General features: G+C 64.9%; 14 protein-coding genes. 9 read left to right on the top strand and 5 right to left on the bottom strand.

The window, feature by feature from the left end; translation table 11 throughout:
* Positions 1-397: 397 nt before the first annotated feature.
* From araH to EXZ48_RS04335, 3 genes are all read right to left on the bottom strand, one after another.
* Positions 398-1,348, bottom strand: a complete 951-nt coding sequence (araH, locus tag EXZ48_RS04325) for an L-arabinose ABC transporter permease AraH (protein WP_023514737.1) — start codon at positions 1,346-1,348, stop codon at positions 398-400.
* Positions 1,345-2,859 (bottom strand): L-arabinose ABC transporter ATP-binding protein AraG, encoded by a 1,515-nt coding sequence (araG, locus tag EXZ48_RS04330; RefSeq protein ID WP_050744841.1) that lies wholly within the window; start codon positions 2,857-2,859, stop codon positions 1,345-1,347. The genes araH and araG overlap by 4 nt, the downstream gene beginning before the upstream one ends.
* Before the next feature lie 80 nt (positions 2,860-2,939).
* A complete protein-coding gene (locus EXZ48_RS04335) occupies positions 2,940-3,923 on the bottom strand; it encodes an arabinose ABC transporter substrate-binding protein (RefSeq protein ID WP_130514441.1) in 984 nt (327 codons plus the stop codon).
* A gap of 188 nt (positions 3,924-4,111) precedes the next feature.
* On the opposite strand from EXZ48_RS04335, the gene EXZ48_RS04340 reads away from it, so the two are divergent.
* Genes EXZ48_RS04340 through EXZ48_RS04350 form a run of 3 tightly spaced genes read left to right on the top strand, consistent with a single transcriptional unit; the run spans position 4,112 to position 6,853 of the window.
* Positions 4,112-4,882, top strand: a complete 771-nt coding sequence (locus EXZ48_RS04340) for a FadR/GntR family transcriptional regulator (protein WP_130514442.1) — start codon at positions 4,112-4,114, stop codon at positions 4,880-4,882.
* A gap of 34 nt (positions 4,883-4,916) precedes the next feature.
* Positions 4,917-6,065 (top strand): galactonate dehydratase, encoded by a 1,149-nt coding sequence (gene dgoD / locus EXZ48_RS04345; RefSeq protein ID WP_130514443.1) that lies wholly within the window; start codon positions 4,917-4,919, stop codon positions 6,063-6,065.
* A gap of 11 nt (positions 6,066-6,076) precedes the next feature.
* Entirely contained in the window at positions 6,077-6,853 is a 777-nt protein-coding gene (locus EXZ48_RS04350) for an SDR family oxidoreductase (RefSeq protein WP_130514444.1), read from the top strand.
* A gap of 243 nt (positions 6,854-7,096) precedes the next feature.
* Here EXZ48_RS04350 and EXZ48_RS04355 read toward each other — a convergent pair whose 3' ends face one another.
* Positions 7,097-8,302 carry an ROK family transcriptional regulator gene (locus EXZ48_RS04355; protein WP_130514445.1) on the bottom strand — a complete coding sequence of 402 codons (1,206 nt, stop codon included), beginning with the start codon at positions 8,300-8,302 and terminating at the stop codon, positions 7,097-7,099.
* 218 nt (positions 8,303-8,520) lie between these two features.
* On the opposite strand from EXZ48_RS04355, the gene EXZ48_RS04360 reads away from it, so the two are divergent.
* The 6 genes from EXZ48_RS04360 to EXZ48_RS04385 all read left to right on the top strand — a co-directional run bounded on the left by EXZ48_RS04360 (position 8,521) and on the right by EXZ48_RS04385 (position 14,562).
* Positions 8,521-9,759: an extracellular solute-binding protein gene (locus EXZ48_RS04360; RefSeq protein WP_130514446.1), complete on the top strand. Its 1,239-nt coding sequence runs from the start codon at positions 8,521-8,523 to the stop codon at positions 9,757-9,759.
* A gap of 69 nt (positions 9,760-9,828) precedes the next feature.
* Positions 9,829-10,713: a carbohydrate ABC transporter permease gene (locus EXZ48_RS04365; protein WP_130514447.1), complete on the top strand. Its 885-nt coding sequence runs from the start codon at positions 9,829-9,831 to the stop codon at positions 10,711-10,713.
* Positions 10,713-11,558 carry a carbohydrate ABC transporter permease gene (locus EXZ48_RS04370; RefSeq protein ID WP_130514448.1) on the top strand — a complete coding sequence of 282 codons (846 nt, stop codon included), beginning with the start codon at positions 10,713-10,715 and terminating at the stop codon, positions 11,556-11,558. The genes EXZ48_RS04365 and EXZ48_RS04370 overlap by 1 nt, the downstream gene beginning before the upstream one ends.
* A 2-nt stretch (positions 11,559-11,560) precedes the next feature.
* On the top strand, positions 11,561-12,577 hold the full coding sequence (locus EXZ48_RS04375; RefSeq protein WP_130514449.1) for an SIS domain-containing protein: 1,017 nt from the start codon (positions 11,561-11,563) through the stop codon (positions 12,575-12,577).
* Positions 12,578-13,501, top strand: a complete 924-nt coding sequence (locus EXZ48_RS04380; RefSeq protein ID WP_023516315.1) for a carbohydrate kinase family protein — start codon at positions 12,578-12,580, stop codon at positions 13,499-13,501.
* Positions 13,498-14,562 (top strand): ABC transporter ATP-binding protein, encoded by a 1,065-nt coding sequence (locus EXZ48_RS04385; RefSeq protein ID WP_130514450.1) that lies wholly within the window; start codon positions 13,498-13,500, stop codon positions 14,560-14,562. The genes EXZ48_RS04380 and EXZ48_RS04385 overlap by 4 nt, the downstream gene beginning before the upstream one ends.
* A gap of 3 nt (positions 14,563-14,565) precedes the next feature.
* Here the strand turns inward: EXZ48_RS04385 and EXZ48_RS04390 are convergent, their stop codons facing one another.
* Positions 14,566-15,471: a siderophore ABC transporter substrate-binding protein gene (locus tag EXZ48_RS04390; RefSeq protein ID WP_050744850.1), complete on the bottom strand. Its 906-nt coding sequence runs from the start codon at positions 15,469-15,471 to the stop codon at positions 14,566-14,568.
* Positions 15,472-15,511 lie beyond the last annotated feature (40 nt).

Raw genomic sequence — 15,511 nt, forward strand, 5'->3', positions numbered from 1 at the left:
AGAGAAAGGATCAATAATTCCTGGCCCCGCGCGTGGCGCTTGACGTATCGATATGTGCCTTCTTGGCGACCTTGCAGGGCACCTGCTTGCCCTTGACGGTACAGACTGTCGGTTTACCTGCGCTCGTCTCGCAGCCGCTCAGTAAAACGGATGCCGACAGAAGTGCTGCCAGCGAAGTCCACCTTGCTATTACGAATCTGGTCATGGTCCTGTCCACCCGAAATTAGCAAGTCTTCATGGAAAGCGACAAGACGGGTAAAGTCAATATCCCCGCTGCCCAAAACAGGGTGTTTCCTGCGACTGGGCGACAGGGGTGGCCGGAATTTAATCCCGGCCACCCAGGCTACAGTGACCTGCAAAGGATGAACCCGGCACTGCCGCGCTGCGGAAGGTGCAGTCAGGTGCGCCGGCCGGCTGCGGCCGAGCGCAGGTTGTCGAGCAAAACGGCGAGCAGGAGGATCAGGCCGCGCACGACATACTGGTAGAACGCCTGGATGTTGAGGAGGTTCATGACGTTTTCCGCAATGCCCATGATCAGCACGCCGACGATGACGCCCGTCATGGCCGCCCGGCCGCCGGCAAGCGACACCCCGCCGAGCACGCAGGCTGAGATGACCGAGAGTTCTAGGCCTGTCGCGGCATTCGGCTGGCCGGAGGTGATGCGCGAGGCCAGCAGCACGCCGGCAACCGCGCAGACGAGGCCCTGCAGTGCGAAGATCCAGATGCGCATGTTCGAGACGTTGACGCCGGCAAGGCGCGAGGCCTCGGGATTGCCGCCGATCGCCAGCGTGTTCTTGCCGAAGACCGTGCGGTTCAGCACGAAGCCGAAGACGATGAAGAAGGCGGCCATGACCCAGATCGGCGTCGGGATGCCGAGGAATTTCGACAGGGCGAGCTGGTAGAAGCCCGGATCGTTGATGCCGACGGCGCGGCCGTCCGAGGCGATCAGCGCGAAGCCGCGCACGATCTGCATGGTGGCGAGCGTCGTGATCAGCGCGTTGATGCGGAAGCGGGCGATCACCACGCCGTTGACGAGGCCAACCGCACCGCCGCAGATCAGTGCGGCGATAAGGCCGACGAGGATCGACCCCGAGGCATTGGACGCCATGACGGCGACCATGCCGGAAAAGGCGACGGTGGAGCCGACCGACAGGTCGAAGTCACGCGAGGCGAGGCAGAACATCATCGTGCAGGCGACGATGCCGATGGTGACCACCGATTGCAAGAGGCCGAGCATGTTGCGCTCGGTCAGGAAGTTGGGCACCGTCAGGGCCACGATGGCGAAGGCGACGGCGAAGATGACGACCAGACCCTGTTCGCCGAGGAGGAGTTTTTTCAAGGACGTCATCGGGACTTGACCTGCTGGTTGGGAACATCGGGAAGGGCGGCGGCGAGGATGCGGCGTTCGTCGAAATCGGCCCGCTCGATGTCCGCGGCGACACGGCCTTCGCACATGACCATGATGCGGTCGGTGATGCCCATCACCTCGGGCAGTTCGCTGGAGATGACGATGATCGCCATGCCCTGGCCGGCGAGCTCGTAGAGGATCTCGTAGATCTCGGATTTGGCGCCGACGTCGATGCCGCGTGTCGGTTCGTCGATGATGAGGACCTTGACGCCTTGCTCCGACAGCCAGCGGCCGAGAATGACCTTCTGCTGGTTGCCGCCCGAGAGGTTGACGATCTCCTGTTTGCGGGAGGGCGTGCGCACGCGCAGTTTGGCGATGAAGCGGTCGGCAAGCTCGGCCTCCTTCTTCGGCTGGAGGATGCCGAAGGGGGAAAAGTGCCGGCGCGAGGAGATCGCCATGTTCTCCTCGATGTTGCGGCCCTGCACGATGCCGTCGAACTTGCGGTCTTCCGGGCAGAGCACGATGCCGGAGCGGATCGATTGCGGTGGACTGTCCGGTGCAACGGCCCTGCCGTCGACGGCCACCGTGCCTTGCGAACGGCTGTCGGCGCCGTAGACGAGACGTGCCATTTCGCTGCGGCCGGCGCCGATGAGACCGAAGAAGCCGAGGATTTCACCCTGGCGCACGGAGAAATTGATCGGCGTACGCAGCTTGCGCCCGGCGAGGTCCTTAACCTCCAGCCGCACGGCGCCGCGCTCGCGGGGGCGAAAACCCCAGATGTTGGCGATCTCGCGGCCGACCATCTCGGAAATGATCTGGTCGCGCGTCACGGCGGCGATATCGGGGTGATGGGCCGCCAGCTTGCCGTCGCGCAAGACCGTGAGGCTGTCGCACAGGCGAAAAATCTCGTCGAGGCGATGCGAGACGTAGAGGATGACCTTGCCCTGCGCGCGAAGGCGGTCGATGAGGGAGAAGAGGATTTCGCTTTCGCGCGAGGAGAGGGAAGAGGTCGGTTCGTCGAGCGCGATGACGCGCGCGTCGGCCATCACGGCCTTGGCGATCTCGACCATCTGGCGTTCGCCGATCGACAGCGACGCGACCTTGGCGGCGGGATCGATGTCGATGCCGATATCCTTGAGCTTCGCCTTCACCACGCCGAGGAGGCGCGTGCGGTCGATGACGCCGGCCTTGCCGGGAAAGCGCCCGAGCCAGAGGTTCTCGGCGACTGTCAGCTCGGGCACGAGCTGCAGTTCCTGGTGAATGACGATGACGCCGGCTTCGAAGGCGTCGCGCACCGAGCGGTAGTGCTGCGCCTTGCCGTCGATCAGGATCTCTCCGGTATCGGCGGACTGATCACCCGAGAGAACGCGGATAAGCGTCGATTTTCCCGCGCCATTTTCGCCCATCAGGCCGTGCACGGCGCCCTTCTTCACGGAGAAGGAGACGTCGGCGAGCGCCTGCACGCCGGGATATCCCTTGGATATCGCGTTGAATTGAAGGAAGTCCTGCATCTCTCCACCCCCGAAAAGAAGCCCGGCGGCCCAAAAGTCTTCAACTGCGCCGCCGGGGTGATATCATCTTGGGAGGATGATTATTCGATGCCAAGGTCCTTGCGGACGGTCTCATAGTTGTCGCGCAGAGCGACCTGGCCGGCTGTCAGGGTCAGCTTTTCCGGTTCCTTGCCGTTGGCGACCCACTCGAACATGTTGAGCGCGGTCTCGTAGCCGTGACGCTTCGGCGAGATGATCACGGTGCCGAAGAAGCCGGTTGCCGTGGGCTTCTTGAACTCGTTGATCGCCGAATCCGCACCGCCGATGCCGACGCCGATCATGCTGTCGGCGGCAATGCCGACGCTTTCGGTGGCGCGCACCGCGCCAAGCACGGCTTCGTCATTGAGGCCGACGGCGACCCAGTGCTTGATGCCGGCATTCTTGTTGAGCACGACGGTCGAAGCGTTGAGTGCCGCTTCCGTGTCGGTCTTGGCTTGCGGGGCGTCGAAGATGTTGGCTTCCGGGAAGCCGGCGGCCTTCAGCACGGAGAGCGCACCTTCGACACGGTCGACGGCGGTCGGCAGCTGGTCGTAGGAGACGCGGATCGCGCCGACGTCCTTCATGTCCCAGCCGCGCTTCTTGATTTCCGCGACAATGGTCTCGCCGACGGCCTCACCGATCTTGGTGGCCGAGATGCCCATATGCGGCACGTCTTCGATCGGGCTGCCATCGGCATTGACCAGGCGGTCGTCGACGGTCATCAGCTTGAGATCGTTGGCGGCGGCCTTGGCGACGATGCCGGGCCCAAGCTTCACGTCCGGCGTGCAGATGATGAAGCCCTGGGCGCCCTGGGCGCCGAGATTGTCGATGGCCGACTGAACCTTCTCGCCGTCCTCGGCGCCGATCTTGACGAGGGTGAAGCCCTTCTCCTTGGCGGCGATGTCTGCGAACTTCCATTCGTCCTGGAACCACGGCTCTTCCGGCTGCTTCACGATGAAGCCGATCTTCACATCGGCAGCGAAGGCGGAGGTTGCGGCGAATACGGCGACGGTGCCAGCCAGGATGGCTGCTTTGATAAGGCCCATTGTCTCTCTCCCAAGTTAACTGCGCCTGCAGTGTGCCTTGGTGTAGTGTCTTTCATCATATTCGTCAATTGCGTTTGTATGATGAATTAAATAACAGTGTATGATAGTAACGTCGCGATGATGCGAAGCGGGCCGTCGCCATCGGGCGCGAAACGGGATATGCATCGCGGACGGAAATGGGGTGGAGAATGATCGTGCAGGAACAGGACGGGCGCTCGGGCGTGGCCGATGGCGAGGGCGGCGTACGGCGTCCCCGGGTGCAGAAGAACATCACGCGGGCGATTGCCTCGGATATCTGCGCCGACATCTTCCCGGTCGGCGGGTTCCTGCCGACGGAGAACGAGCTGTGCCTGCGCTACGGCGTCAGCCGCACCGTCATCCGCGAATCGCTGAAGATCCTCGAATCGAAGGGCCTGGTGCGCGGCCGCTCCCGGGTCGGCACGATCGTCTGCCCCAAGGAGGAGTGGAACATCCTCGACCAGCAGGTGCTGGAATGGATCGGCCCGCGCATCTTCGAATTCGACCTTCTCACCTGCGTGCTCGACGCGCGCCGTGCCATCGAGCCCTTTGCCGCCGAACTCGCCGCCGAGCGCGCGACGGTGCAAGACGTCGCGGAAATCGAGCGCGCCTGGGAACGCATGCGTGATGCAGAGAGCGATCTCGATGCCTTCTCGCAGGCGGACTTCGCTTTCCATGCGGCGCTGCTCAAGGCCAGCCACAACCAGGTTTTCATGCAGCTCGCCAGCATCATCCAGGCCGCGCTCGAATTCTCGCTGCATGCCTCCGCCGAAGCGGCGGATGCCCGGGACGAAGCGCTGGAGGTCCACAAGCGCCTCGTGGATGCGCTGCGCATGCGCGACAAAGCGACGGCGCGTAAATGTTCGCACCGCCTGCTTGATCTTGCCGCGCGCGATCTGGCGATTGCCGTCAAGAATCATCCGACGCCTGCGGGCGCCTGATCCAATCCCTTTCTGTTTCCAGACGAGTGTCCCTATGAAGATCACCAAGCTCACGACCTATATCGTTCCGCCTCGCTGGCTCTTCCTCAAGGTGGAGACGGACGAGGGCATCGTCGGCTGGGGCGAACCCGTCGTGGAAGGTCGCGCGCTGACGGTGGAGGCGGCGGTGCACGAGCTCTCCGACTACCTCGTCGGCAAGGATCCGCTTCTGATCGAAGACCATTGGCAGGTCATGTATCGTGGCGGCTTCTACCGCGGCGGGTCGGTGCACATGTCGGCGCTGGCCGGCATCGACCAGGCGCTCTGGGACATCAAGGGCAAAGCTTATGGCCAGCCCATTCACGCTCTGCTCGGCGGCCAGGTGCGCGACAAGATCAAGGTCTACAGCTGGATTGGCGGCGACCGCCCTGCCGATGTCGCCAACAATGCCCGCGAGGTCGTCGCCCGCGGCTTCAAGGCGATCAAGCTCAACGGCTGCGAAGAAATGCAGATCGTCGACAGCTGGGACAAGGTGGAAAAGGCGGTGGAGACCGTCGCCATCATCCGCGAGGCGATCGGCCCGCATGTCGGCATCGGCGTCGATTTCCATGGCCGCGTGCACCGGCCCATGGCCAAGGTGCTCGCAAAGGAGCTCCAGCCCTATAATCTGATGTTCATTGAGGAACCTGTGCTTTCGGAAAACCGCGAGGCCTTGAAGGAGATCGCCAACCATTGCTCGACGCCGATCGCGCTGGGCGAACGGCTCTATTCGCGCTGGGATTTCAAGTCCGTGCTTTCGGACGGCTATGTCGACATCCTCCAGCCGGATCTTTCGCATGCCGGCGGCATCACGGAATGCCGCAAGATCGCGGCGATGGCGGAGGCCTATGACGTGGCGCTCGCGCCGCATTGCCCGCTGGGCCCGATCGCGCTCGCCGCCTGCCTGCAGGTGGATGCGGTCTCCTACAATGCCTTCATCCAGGAACAGAGCCTCGGCATCCACTACAACAAGGCCAACGACATTCTCGACTACATCTCCAACAAGGAGGTGTTCCACTATGCCGATGGTTTCGTCTCGATCCCGCAGGGAGCCGGGCTCGGCATCGAGGTGGACGAGGCCTATGTCATCGAACGGGCAAAGGAGGGCCATCGCTGGCGCAACCCCGTCTGGCGGCATGAAGACGGTAGCGTCGCCGAATGGTGAGGAGGGCAGACATGGCCGGACGTCTTGACGGAAAACGGATCGTCGTCACCGGTGCGGCGCAGGGTATCGGCCTTGCCATGGCCGAATGCTTCCTTGCCGAGGGGGCAAGTCTCTTCCTCATCGATCGTGACGGCGATCTGCTGGCCGCGGAAGCCGGCCGGCTTCGTGCCGCTGGCGGCAAGGTTGGCCTTGCGGCGGCTGACATCACCGATGCCGATGCCATCGCGCGGGCGGTGGCTGCCGCGACAGCCGAGATTGGCCGGCCGAATGCGCTGGTCAACAATGCCGGGGTCAATGTCTTCTTCGAGCCGCTGAAGCTCTCGGATGCCGACTGGCAGCGCTGCTTCGACATCAACCTCAAGGGCGCCTGGAATTGCAGCAAGGCCGTTCTGCCTGGCATGATCGAAGAGGGGGGCGGGGTCATTCTCAACATCGCCTCGACCCACGCCTTCACCATCATCCCGCACACTTTTCCCTATCCGGTGGCCAAGCACGCGCTGCTCGGCATGACCAAGGCGCTCGGCCTCGAATATGCGGGGCAGGACGTTCGTGTGAACGCGCTGGCGCCCGGCTATGTGCGCACGCAGAAGGCGGTGGAATACTGGAACAGCTTTCCAGATCCCGTCGCGGCAGAGGCTGAAACGATGAAGCTTCATCCCGGCGGGCGTATCGCCTCGCCGGAGGAGATCGCCAAAGCCGCGCTCTTCATGGTTTCGGACGAATGCCCCTTCATGAACGCCACCTGCCTGACGGTGGATGGCGGGATGAGCGTGCTGCATCACCCCTGAGCGGATGGGATTTTCGACAGCGGAAAAAAAGAGGCCCCGCACGAAGCGGGGCAGCGAGCGCCACGGTTGGCTCCCAATGACGCGGGGAAGCTCGCGGGTTGCGCGAGTGATATCTGAGTAGGGTTTTGCTGGGACACAGGGAAGGTCTGATTCGGCGATTCCGGTACGCTCGTGCAAATAAACTGCAGATGCAGCGGTTTTGGCCGGGTTGCGGACGGGAAATGCCCGCGAAACAGGCAGCCGTCAGGACGCCGTTTTCAGGATCGCGGAGAAGCGGGGATCGAAAGCCCGGCGGATCGGCTCGGCCGCGGCACCCAGCGCGACCGCCCACGGGCCGATCATGCCGAGCTGCAGGCGCGGCAGCATGCGGTCAGGTCGGTCGGCATTGGAGGAGATGAGCGGGAACATGGCATCGAACAGCCGCTTTGCCAGCGGCTCCGGTGCGCTGCCCGAGAGAATGACGGTCTGGGGATCGAAGATGGTCTCGACCGTGTGCACGGCCTGGCGCATGTCGGCCGCCGCGCCCGCCAGCCAGTCGAGAATGCGCGGATCGTCCGCAAGCGTCCGCCGCTCGACCTCGGCATAGGCCTCCGTGGTCGCCGAATCGAGGCCGAGATGCTGGAACAGCGAAGCGAGCGACGAGCGGTGTTCGAGCGGTGACTGGCTGCCGCCGCGCGAGAACAGCACCATGCCGATCTCGCCAGCATTGCGGTTGCTGCCCGTATAGAGCTCCCCGCCGAGGATCAGCCCCGCCCCGATACCGTAGCCGAAATAGATGCAGACGGCATGGTCGAGGCCGTCCGCCGAGCCGTTCATCCGCTCGGCTGCCGCGCAGGCGGTGGCGTCGTTCTGCAGGCTTGTGGCCAGTCCCGTGCCGGCGGCCAGCGTTTCGACGAGCGGGAAGCTCTGCCACGGCGCCATCATCCAGGCATTGTCCTCGGACGGCGGAAGGCCGAAAGGCCCGGGCATTGCAAGGCCGAGCCCGGCAAGCCGGTGTGTCGATTCGGGGATGCGCCGTGCCAGGTCGCTGCGCATGGTCTCGATGAGGCGAAGGATCAGCTTGCAGCCCTCCACCGGGCCGCCCGGCGGAAGGTTGGCGACGGCGCGGGCGACTTCCCGCCCCATGAGGTCGACGGCGACGAGGCGCGTGAGGTGCCGGTCGATCTGCACGCCGAGGGCAAAGGCGCCTTCCGGAACAAGGCGATAGGGCGTCGAAGGCTGGCCGCGCCCACCGCGCACCACCTCCTCCGACGCGACGAGCCCGTCCACCTCGAGGCTTTCGACGAGATTGGAGATGGTCTGCTTGGTCAGTCGCGTGGCGCGGGAAAGATCGGCGCGCGACAGGGGTCCGTTCAGCCGGATGGCCTCGATGATGACGCGCCGGTTATGGGCGCTGGTGCCTTCCTGGTTGGTTCCGCTCTTGGCGCGGATCGTCCGCAGTTCGTTCATCGATACCCCCTCTTGACACCATTTGAATAATACAGAACACTTAAGTCAAGAGATTTGACTTAATAAGGAGCCGAAGAGCTCCGGGGAACGGCGGCGGGTCTCCCGCCTTGATCCGACAAGGAGCTGTCAATGGTCCTCAGGGGCCGAGGCGGCCCGAAACGACCAGGGGTGCCCATAGGGTGCCCTCGGATGCATGAACCAAAAAGGAGGACGCAATCATGTTGAAATCGATAAAGAAGACCTTGCTCGGCGCGGTGCTGGTTGCCGGCGTTTCCGTTCCGCATGCCTTTGCGGAAACGACGCTCAACGCGCTCTTCATGGCGCAGGCCGCCTATAGCGAGGCGGACGTGCGCGCCATGACGGACGCCTTCACCAAGGCGAACCCCGACATCAAGGTGAACCTGGAATTCGTTCCCTACGAGGGCCTGCACGACAAGGCGGTGCTCGCGCAGGGTTCCGGCAGCGGCTACGACGTCGTGCTTTTCGACGTGATCTGGCCGGCCGAATATGCGACCAACAACGTGCTGGTCGACGTCTCGTCCCGTATCACCGACGAGATGAAGAAGGGCGTGCTGCCGGGCGCCTGGACGACCGTCAATTATGACGGCAAGTCCTACGGCATGCCGTGGATCCTCGACACCAAGTACCTGTTCTACAACAAGGAAATCCTTGAGAAGGCCGGCATCAAGACGCCGCCTCAGACCTGGGCCGAACTCAACGAACAGGCAAAGGTCATCAAGGACAAGGGTCTGCTGGCGACCCCGATCGCCTGGAGCTGGTCGCAGGCCGAGGCCGCGATCTGCGACTACACCACGCTTGTCAGCGCCTATGGCGGTGAATTTCTGAAGGACGGCAAGCCGGCCTTTACGGAAGGTGGCGGTCTCGATGCCCTGAAGTACATGGTCGACAGCTACAAGTCCGGCCTCACCAACCCGAACTCCAAGGAGTTCCTCGAAGAGGACGTGCGCAACCTCTTCCAGAACGGCGAGGCGGCCTTCGCACTCAACTGGACCTATATGTACAACATGGCCAATGGCGGCAAGGACAGCAAGGTCGCCGGCAAGGTCGGTGTCGTGCCTGCACCGGGCGTCGAAGGCAAGAGCGAGGTCTCGGCCGTCAACGGCTCGATGGGCCTCGGCATCACCACGACCAGCAAGAGCCCGGACGAGGCCTGGAAGTACATCGTGCACATGACCTCGCAGGAGACGCAGAACGCCTATGCCAAGCTCAGCCTGCCGATCTGGGCGTCGTCCTACGAGGATGCCGCCGTCACTGCCGGTCAGGAAGAGCTGATCGCGGCCGCCAAGCTCGGTCTTGCCGCCATGTATCCGCGGCCGACCACGCCGAAGTACCAGGAGCTTTCCACGGCCCTCCAGCAGGCCATTCAGGAAGCCCTGCTCGACCAGGCATCGCCGGAAGATGCGCTGAAATCGGCAGCCGACAACAGCGGTCTTTGACCTTCGGCCTTGCGGGCGGCTTCGGCCGCCCGCACACTCCCCTTTCCTGCAATCGATGAAGAGGACGCTATGTCCGGCACCTGGATGACGACCCGGGCATGGCTTCTCATGCTGCCGCTGCTGGTGATCATGCTCGCCGTGATCGGCTGGCCGATGGTCGATACCGTGCGGCTCTCCTTTACAGATGCCAAGTTGATCGGTTCCGGCGGTGCTTTCATCGGTTTCGACAACTACCTGAAAATGCTGTCGAACAGCAATTTTCAGCGCGCGCTCTATGCGACGACCTGGTTTGCCGTGGTCTCCGTGACGGCGGAGATGGTGATCGGCGTTCTGGCCGCTCTCCTGCTGAACCAGCGGTTCTACGGCCGCACCGTGCTGCGCGCCCTGCTGATCCTGCCCTGGGCTTTGCCGACGGTGGTCAATGCGACGCTCTGGCGGCTCATCTACAATCCGGAATACGGCGCGCTGAACGCGGCGCTGACACAGGTCGGCCTTCTCGACAGCTACCGCTCCTGGCTCGGCGAGCCCGGCACCGCCATGACAGCGCTGATCGTCGCCGACTGCTGGAAGAACTTTCCGCTCGTCGCCCTCATCGCACTTGCCGCCCTCCAGGCCGTGCCGCGCGACATTACCTCCGCATCGCTGGTCGATGGCGCAGGCCCCTTCGCGCGCTTCCGTTTCGTCATCCTGCCCTATCTCGCCGGCCCCCTGATGGTGGCGCTGGTCCTGCGCACCATCGAGGCCTTCAAGGTGTTCGATCTGATCTGGGTGATGACGCGCGGCGGCCCGGCCAATTCGACGCGCACCCTGTCGATCCTCGTCTATCAGGAGGCCTTCTCCTTCCAGCGTGCCGGCTCCGGCGCCTCGCTCGCCCTCGTCGTCACCCTCATCGTGACGGTGCTGGCAATCGGCTACGGCATGCTCGTGCGGCGCACGGCGGGGAGTGCCGCCTGATGGAACGCCGCAGCCTTCTCGCCTCGATCCTCATCCATGCCGCCGCGCTGCTGCTGGCCGCGGTCATCGTCGCGCCGATCTTCTGGCTCTTCGTGATGAGCATATCGCCGGCGGCCGACCTCGTGGCGCGCCCGCTGCGCTGGTGGCCGAGCACGGTCGATTTCTCGCGTTACGCCACGCTGCTTTCGACCATCCCGAACAGTGCGGGTGCAACCTTCGTCGCCTCGCTCGTCAACAGCATCCTCGTGGCGGGCATGGCGACGGTTGCCGCCGTACTGCTTGCCGTGCCGGCGGGCTGGGCGGTCTCGCGCACACCTTCGGTCGGTTGGTCGCTCTCGCTGGTCATCGCCACCTACATGCTGCCGCCCGTCGCACTCGCCGTGCCGCTCTACATGGCGCTCGCCGCCTTCGGCCTGCTCAATTCTGTCTTCGGCCTGGCGCTCGTCTACCTCACCATCCTGGCACCCTTCACCACCTGGCTGATGAAATCCGGCTTCGACGGCATTCCGCGGGAAATCGAGCAGGCGGCGATGATGGACGGGGCAAGTCTTTTTGCGACGCTGCGTATCATCACCCTGCCGCTTGCCATGCCCATCGTCGCGACCTCGGCGCTCTTTGCCTTCCTGCTCGGCTGGGACGAGTTCTTCTATGCGCTGCTCTTCACTTCGGACCAGCGCGCCCGCACGCTGACAGTCGCCATTGCCGACCTCGCGGGCGGCCGGGTCTCCGACTACGGGCTGATCGCGACGGCCGGCGTTCTGGCCGCGCTGCCGCCGGTTCTGGTCGGCCTCCTCATGCAACGGGCCCTGATTTCGGGCCTTACCAGCGGCGGTGTGAAAGGATGATGATGGACACGACTGCATCCCGGCCGGAAGGTCTCAAGGCGATCGATCGCGAAATGGCGCGCCAGCATGCCGATGCGCTCGCCTCGTTCCGCAACAACGGCGCAATGGCTGAAAGGGCCGCTGCCAGCCTGAAGCGCACCGGCCGGCTGCTGCTCCTCGGCATGGGCGGCTCGCAGGCGGTCGGTCGCGCCGTCGAGCCGCTTTACCGCCGCCTCGGCATCGACGCGATTGCCTTGCCGCTTTCCGAGCAGCTCGGCGCGCCGCTCGCCCTCGACGGGCGCACGGTCTTCGTCACCTCGCAGTCGGGGGAAAGCGCGGAGGTGCTGCGCTGGTTCGGGGAGACCGGTGGCAATGAGGACACATTCGGATTCACGCTCGAAGGCGGCTCCTTCCTTGCGCGCACGGCGCCCTGCCTCGTCGGCCACGGCGGCACGGAGCAGGCCTTCGCCGCGACCCGCAGCCTGACCGTGAGCTTCGCGCTCCACCTTGCGATCCTCGCTGCCCTCGGCGAAGACGGCGCGTCGGCGGTCGATGTCCTGGAAACCCCGCAGGAGCCTTCCATCGATGCGGCGCTGGCCATGTTGCGCGACGTGCGCTCCGTCGTGACGTCCGGGCGGCGGCTGCAGGGGCTTGCCGAGGCCATCGCGCTCGGTTTCACGGAACTGTCGCGTCTGCCGTGTTTTTCGCTGGAAGGTGGCCAGCTGCGCCACGGGCCGATGGAGATGCTCTCGCCAGAGGTGGGCGTGGTCCTCTTCCGCGGTGACGACGCGACGACGGATCTCGTGACGGCGATGGCGACTTCGGTCGTCGAGGCGGGCGCAAGGCTCGTCATGTTCGACGCATCCGGCCGGCCGCCGGTCGAGGGCGCGGCGACGATCGCCTTCTCGCCGCTGACCGGGCTTGCTGCCGTCTTCGCCATGCTGCCGACGGCGCAGCGGCTGATGATCGCCTTTGCTGCGGAGCGTGTCACCGATGCCGGAACGCCGGTGCGCACGACCAAGATTACCCGGAGTGAATGAGTGAAGCCGCTTGCCGTCATCGGAAACGTCAATGTCGACCTGATCATGGGACCGGCTGCGCCCTGGCCGCAGCCGGGCACGGAAAGCATCGTCGATCACGACGAGTTGCGCGTCGGCGGTTCGGCGGGCAATGCCGCGCTCGCCTGGATGGCGCTCGGCACGCCCTTCGAGATCGCCGCCAGCATCGGCCGCGACCAGTTCGGCCGCTGGCTGGCGGAAAGTTTCGGCGCACGCGCAAGCACCTGGCCGGTGCACGGCGACAGCACGACGCTCTCCGTGGGCATCACCCATCCGGACGGTGAGCGGACCTTCTTCACGACGCGCGGGCACCTGCCGCTGTTCAGCCTGGAGGACGTCCTTTCGGTGCTCGACGGACCGAGGCTTTCCGGCGGCATTGCGCTCCTTTGCGGCTCGTTCCTGACGGAGCGGCTGGTGGAGGACTACGACCGGTTTTTCGACTGGGCCGATCGGCATGATATCGCCGTCGCCCTCGATACCGGCTGGCCGCTGGACGGCTGGACGGAGGCGAACAGGCGGGCGGCGAAACGCTGGCTGTCGCGCTGCCGGATCGCGCTGTTCAACGAGGTGGAGACGACCAGTCTTGCTGGTGTTGCCGATCCCGCGGAGGCGGCACGTATCTTGCGGCAGGGCATGCCGGAGGGAAGCTTCGTCATCGTGAAGTGCGGCCCGAAGGGGGCCATCGCCGTGGATCCCGACGAGCGGGTTTTTCACGTCGCTGCGCCTTTCGTGCAGGTCGTCGATACGATCGGCGCGGGCGACGTGTTCAACGCAGCTTTCCTTGCTTCCCACGCAGTCGGCGGAGGGCTTGAGGCAAGCCTTGCCGCCGGCACGGCGGTGGCCTCGCGCGCTATTTCCACCCATCCCCGAAGCTACACACCGACCGGGCAGGACACTACGGCATGAGCACGCTGACCATTGACGCCATCCGCAAGAGCTACGGCGCCGTCGAGACGCTGAAGGGCATCGACATCGCGCTCGAAAGCGGGGAGTTCCTCGTGCTGCTCGGCGCCTCCGGCTGCGGCAAGTCCACGCTGCTCAACATCATCGCCGGCCTTGCCGAGCCGACGAGCGGCGACATCCGCATCGGGGACCGCTCGATTGTCGGGGTGCACCCGAAGGACCGGGACATCGCCATGGTGTTCCAGTCCTACGCGCTCTATCCCAATCTCACCGTGCACCGGAACATCGGCTTCGGCCTCGAAATGCGCAAGGTGGACAAGACGGAACGCGATAGGGCCGTGCATGAGACGGCGAAGCTCCTGCAGATCGAGAACCTTCTGGAGCGCAAGCCCGGCCAGCTCTCGGGTGGCCAGCGTCAGCGCGTCGCCATCGGCCGCGCGCTGGTGCGCAATCCGAAAATCTTCCTTTTCGACGAGCCGCTGTCCAACCTCGATGCGAAGCTGCGCATGGAAATGCGCACCGAGCTGAAACGCCTGCACCAGATGACGAAGACGACCGTCGTCTATGTCACGCATGACCAGATCGAGGCGATGACGCTCGCCACCCGCATTGCCGTCATGCGCGGTGGCCGGATCGAACAGCTCGATACGCCGGAGGCCATCTACAACCGGCCGGCGACGCTCTATGTCGCGACCTTCGTCGGCGCGCCGCCGATGAACCTTCTGGCCGCTACCGCGGCCGAGGACGGCGTGCGGATCGACGGCACGGACATCGCCGTGCCTGTGCCCGGTCTCAACGGCGTGTCGTCCGGGCGCCGGCTCGTCCTCGGCATCCGGCCGGAGGCGGTCGAGCGGACGGGCGAAGGCGTGCCGCTTACGGCGCGTTGCGAGGTCGCGGAGTTGACCGGGCCGGAACTGGTCGTCACGGCGGTCATGGGCCGCCAGCGCCTCGTCGCCGCCCTGCCGGCCACCGCCCGCATCGCCGCCGGCGACGAGATCGCCCTTGTCGTTGCGCCCACTGCCTTCCATGTCTTCGACGCTGAGACGGAGCAGCGGCTGAACTGACGGTTACTTCGCCGCGGCGAAGGCTTCGGCGATGGCGGAATAGACGCGGATCATCGCCTGCGCACCACCGGCGGCGATGTAGAAATCGCCGGACGGCAGATAGACGACCTGACCCTTCTTCCACGCCACCGTCTCGGCGACCAGCTCGTTGTCGAGCGTGATCCTGGCGTTCTGCTCGTTGGAGCCGATCGCGGCGGCGCGGTCGAGCACGATCAGCCAATCCGGGTTGGCCTCGCGGATGAATTCGAACGAGACCGCCTCGCCGTGCGTTGCCGCCTCTACCTCGGTGATCGCCGGCGGAAGATCGAGCGAGCGGTGCAGCCAGCCGAAGCGCGAGCCGGGGCCATAGGCGGTGACTTTGGGCCCGTTGGTCATGACGATCAGCGCCTTGCCCTTGCCGGCAACCGCGGCACGGGCCGTTTCGATGGCGCCGTCGAGTTCCTTGCGCGCGGCCTCGGCCTCGGTTTCCTTGCCGAACAGGCGTCCGTAGGTGGCGATCCGCGCGCGGGCCTGGTCGATGAGGTCGTCCCCGTCCATCGTCATGTCGATCGTCGGAGCCACCTTGGCCGTGGCGCCCACCTTGGTGGAGGAGCGGCCACCGAGAATGATGAGATCGGGTGCGAGCGCGCTCAGTGCTTCGAGATCGGGTTCGAAGATGTCGCCGACCACAGTCGCACCGTCGCTCAGGCGCGACAGTTCCTTCAGGTAGAGATTGGACGGCAGGCCTGCCGGCCTGATGCCGAGTTTGTCCAGCGTGTCGATGGCGGCGATGTCGAAGACGGCGACGGTGGCGACAGGGGTTGCAACGGTCTTCCGGCCGGCCGCCGTGTCGATCGAGATATCGGCGGCGCCGGCAGTGCCGGTGGCAAGGAGGACTGCCGCAAGGGCGAGGGACTTCAGGCGTTTCATGTCTGTCTCCGGTAAGGCCCCGGCGGTCGGCCGGGGCCAT

Origin of the sequence: Shinella sp. JR1-6, assembly GCF_004284735.1 — a bacterium.
Classification (GTDB): Bacteria; Pseudomonadota; Alphaproteobacteria; order Rhizobiales; family Rhizobiaceae; genus Shinella.

What these genes read in the sequence shown, in the direction of transcription:
- araH (WP_023514737.1), bottom strand. Translation starts at nt 1,348, where the DNA reads ATGACGTCCTTGAAAAAACTCCTCCTCGGCGAACAGGGTCTGGTCGTC.
- araG (WP_050744841.1), bottom strand. Translation starts at nt 2,859, where the DNA reads ATGCAGGACTTCCTTCAATTCAACGCGATATCCAAGGGATATCCCGGC.
- EXZ48_RS04335 (WP_130514441.1), bottom strand. Translation starts at nt 3,923, where the DNA reads ATGGGCCTTATCAAAGCAGCCATCCTGGCTGGCACCGTCGCCGTATTC.
- EXZ48_RS04340 (WP_130514442.1), top strand. Translation starts at nt 4,112, where the DNA reads ATGATCGTGCAGGAACAGGACGGGCGCTCGGGCGTGGCCGATGGCGAG.
- dgoD (WP_130514443.1), top strand. Translation starts at nt 4,917, where the DNA reads ATGAAGATCACCAAGCTCACGACCTATATCGTTCCGCCTCGCTGGCTC.
- EXZ48_RS04350 (WP_130514444.1), top strand. Translation starts at nt 6,077, where the DNA reads ATGGCCGGACGTCTTGACGGAAAACGGATCGTCGTCACCGGTGCGGCG.
- EXZ48_RS04355 (WP_130514445.1), bottom strand. Translation starts at nt 8,302, where the DNA reads ATGAACGAACTGCGGACGATCCGCGCCAAGAGCGGAACCAACCAGGAA.
- EXZ48_RS04360 (WP_130514446.1), top strand. Translation starts at nt 8,521, where the DNA reads ATGTTGAAATCGATAAAGAAGACCTTGCTCGGCGCGGTGCTGGTTGCC.
- EXZ48_RS04365 (WP_130514447.1), top strand. Translation starts at nt 9,829, where the DNA reads ATGTCCGGCACCTGGATGACGACCCGGGCATGGCTTCTCATGCTGCCG.
- EXZ48_RS04370 (WP_130514448.1), top strand. Translation starts at nt 10,713, where the DNA reads ATGGAACGCCGCAGCCTTCTCGCCTCGATCCTCATCCATGCCGCCGCG.
- EXZ48_RS04375 (WP_130514449.1), top strand. Translation starts at nt 11,561, where the DNA reads ATGGACACGACTGCATCCCGGCCGGAAGGTCTCAAGGCGATCGATCGC.
- EXZ48_RS04385 (WP_130514450.1), top strand. Translation starts at nt 13,498, where the DNA reads ATGAGCACGCTGACCATTGACGCCATCCGCAAGAGCTACGGCGCCGTC.
- EXZ48_RS04390 (WP_050744850.1), bottom strand. Translation starts at nt 15,471, where the DNA reads ATGAAACGCCTGAAGTCCCTCGCCCTTGCGGCAGTCCTCCTTGCCACC.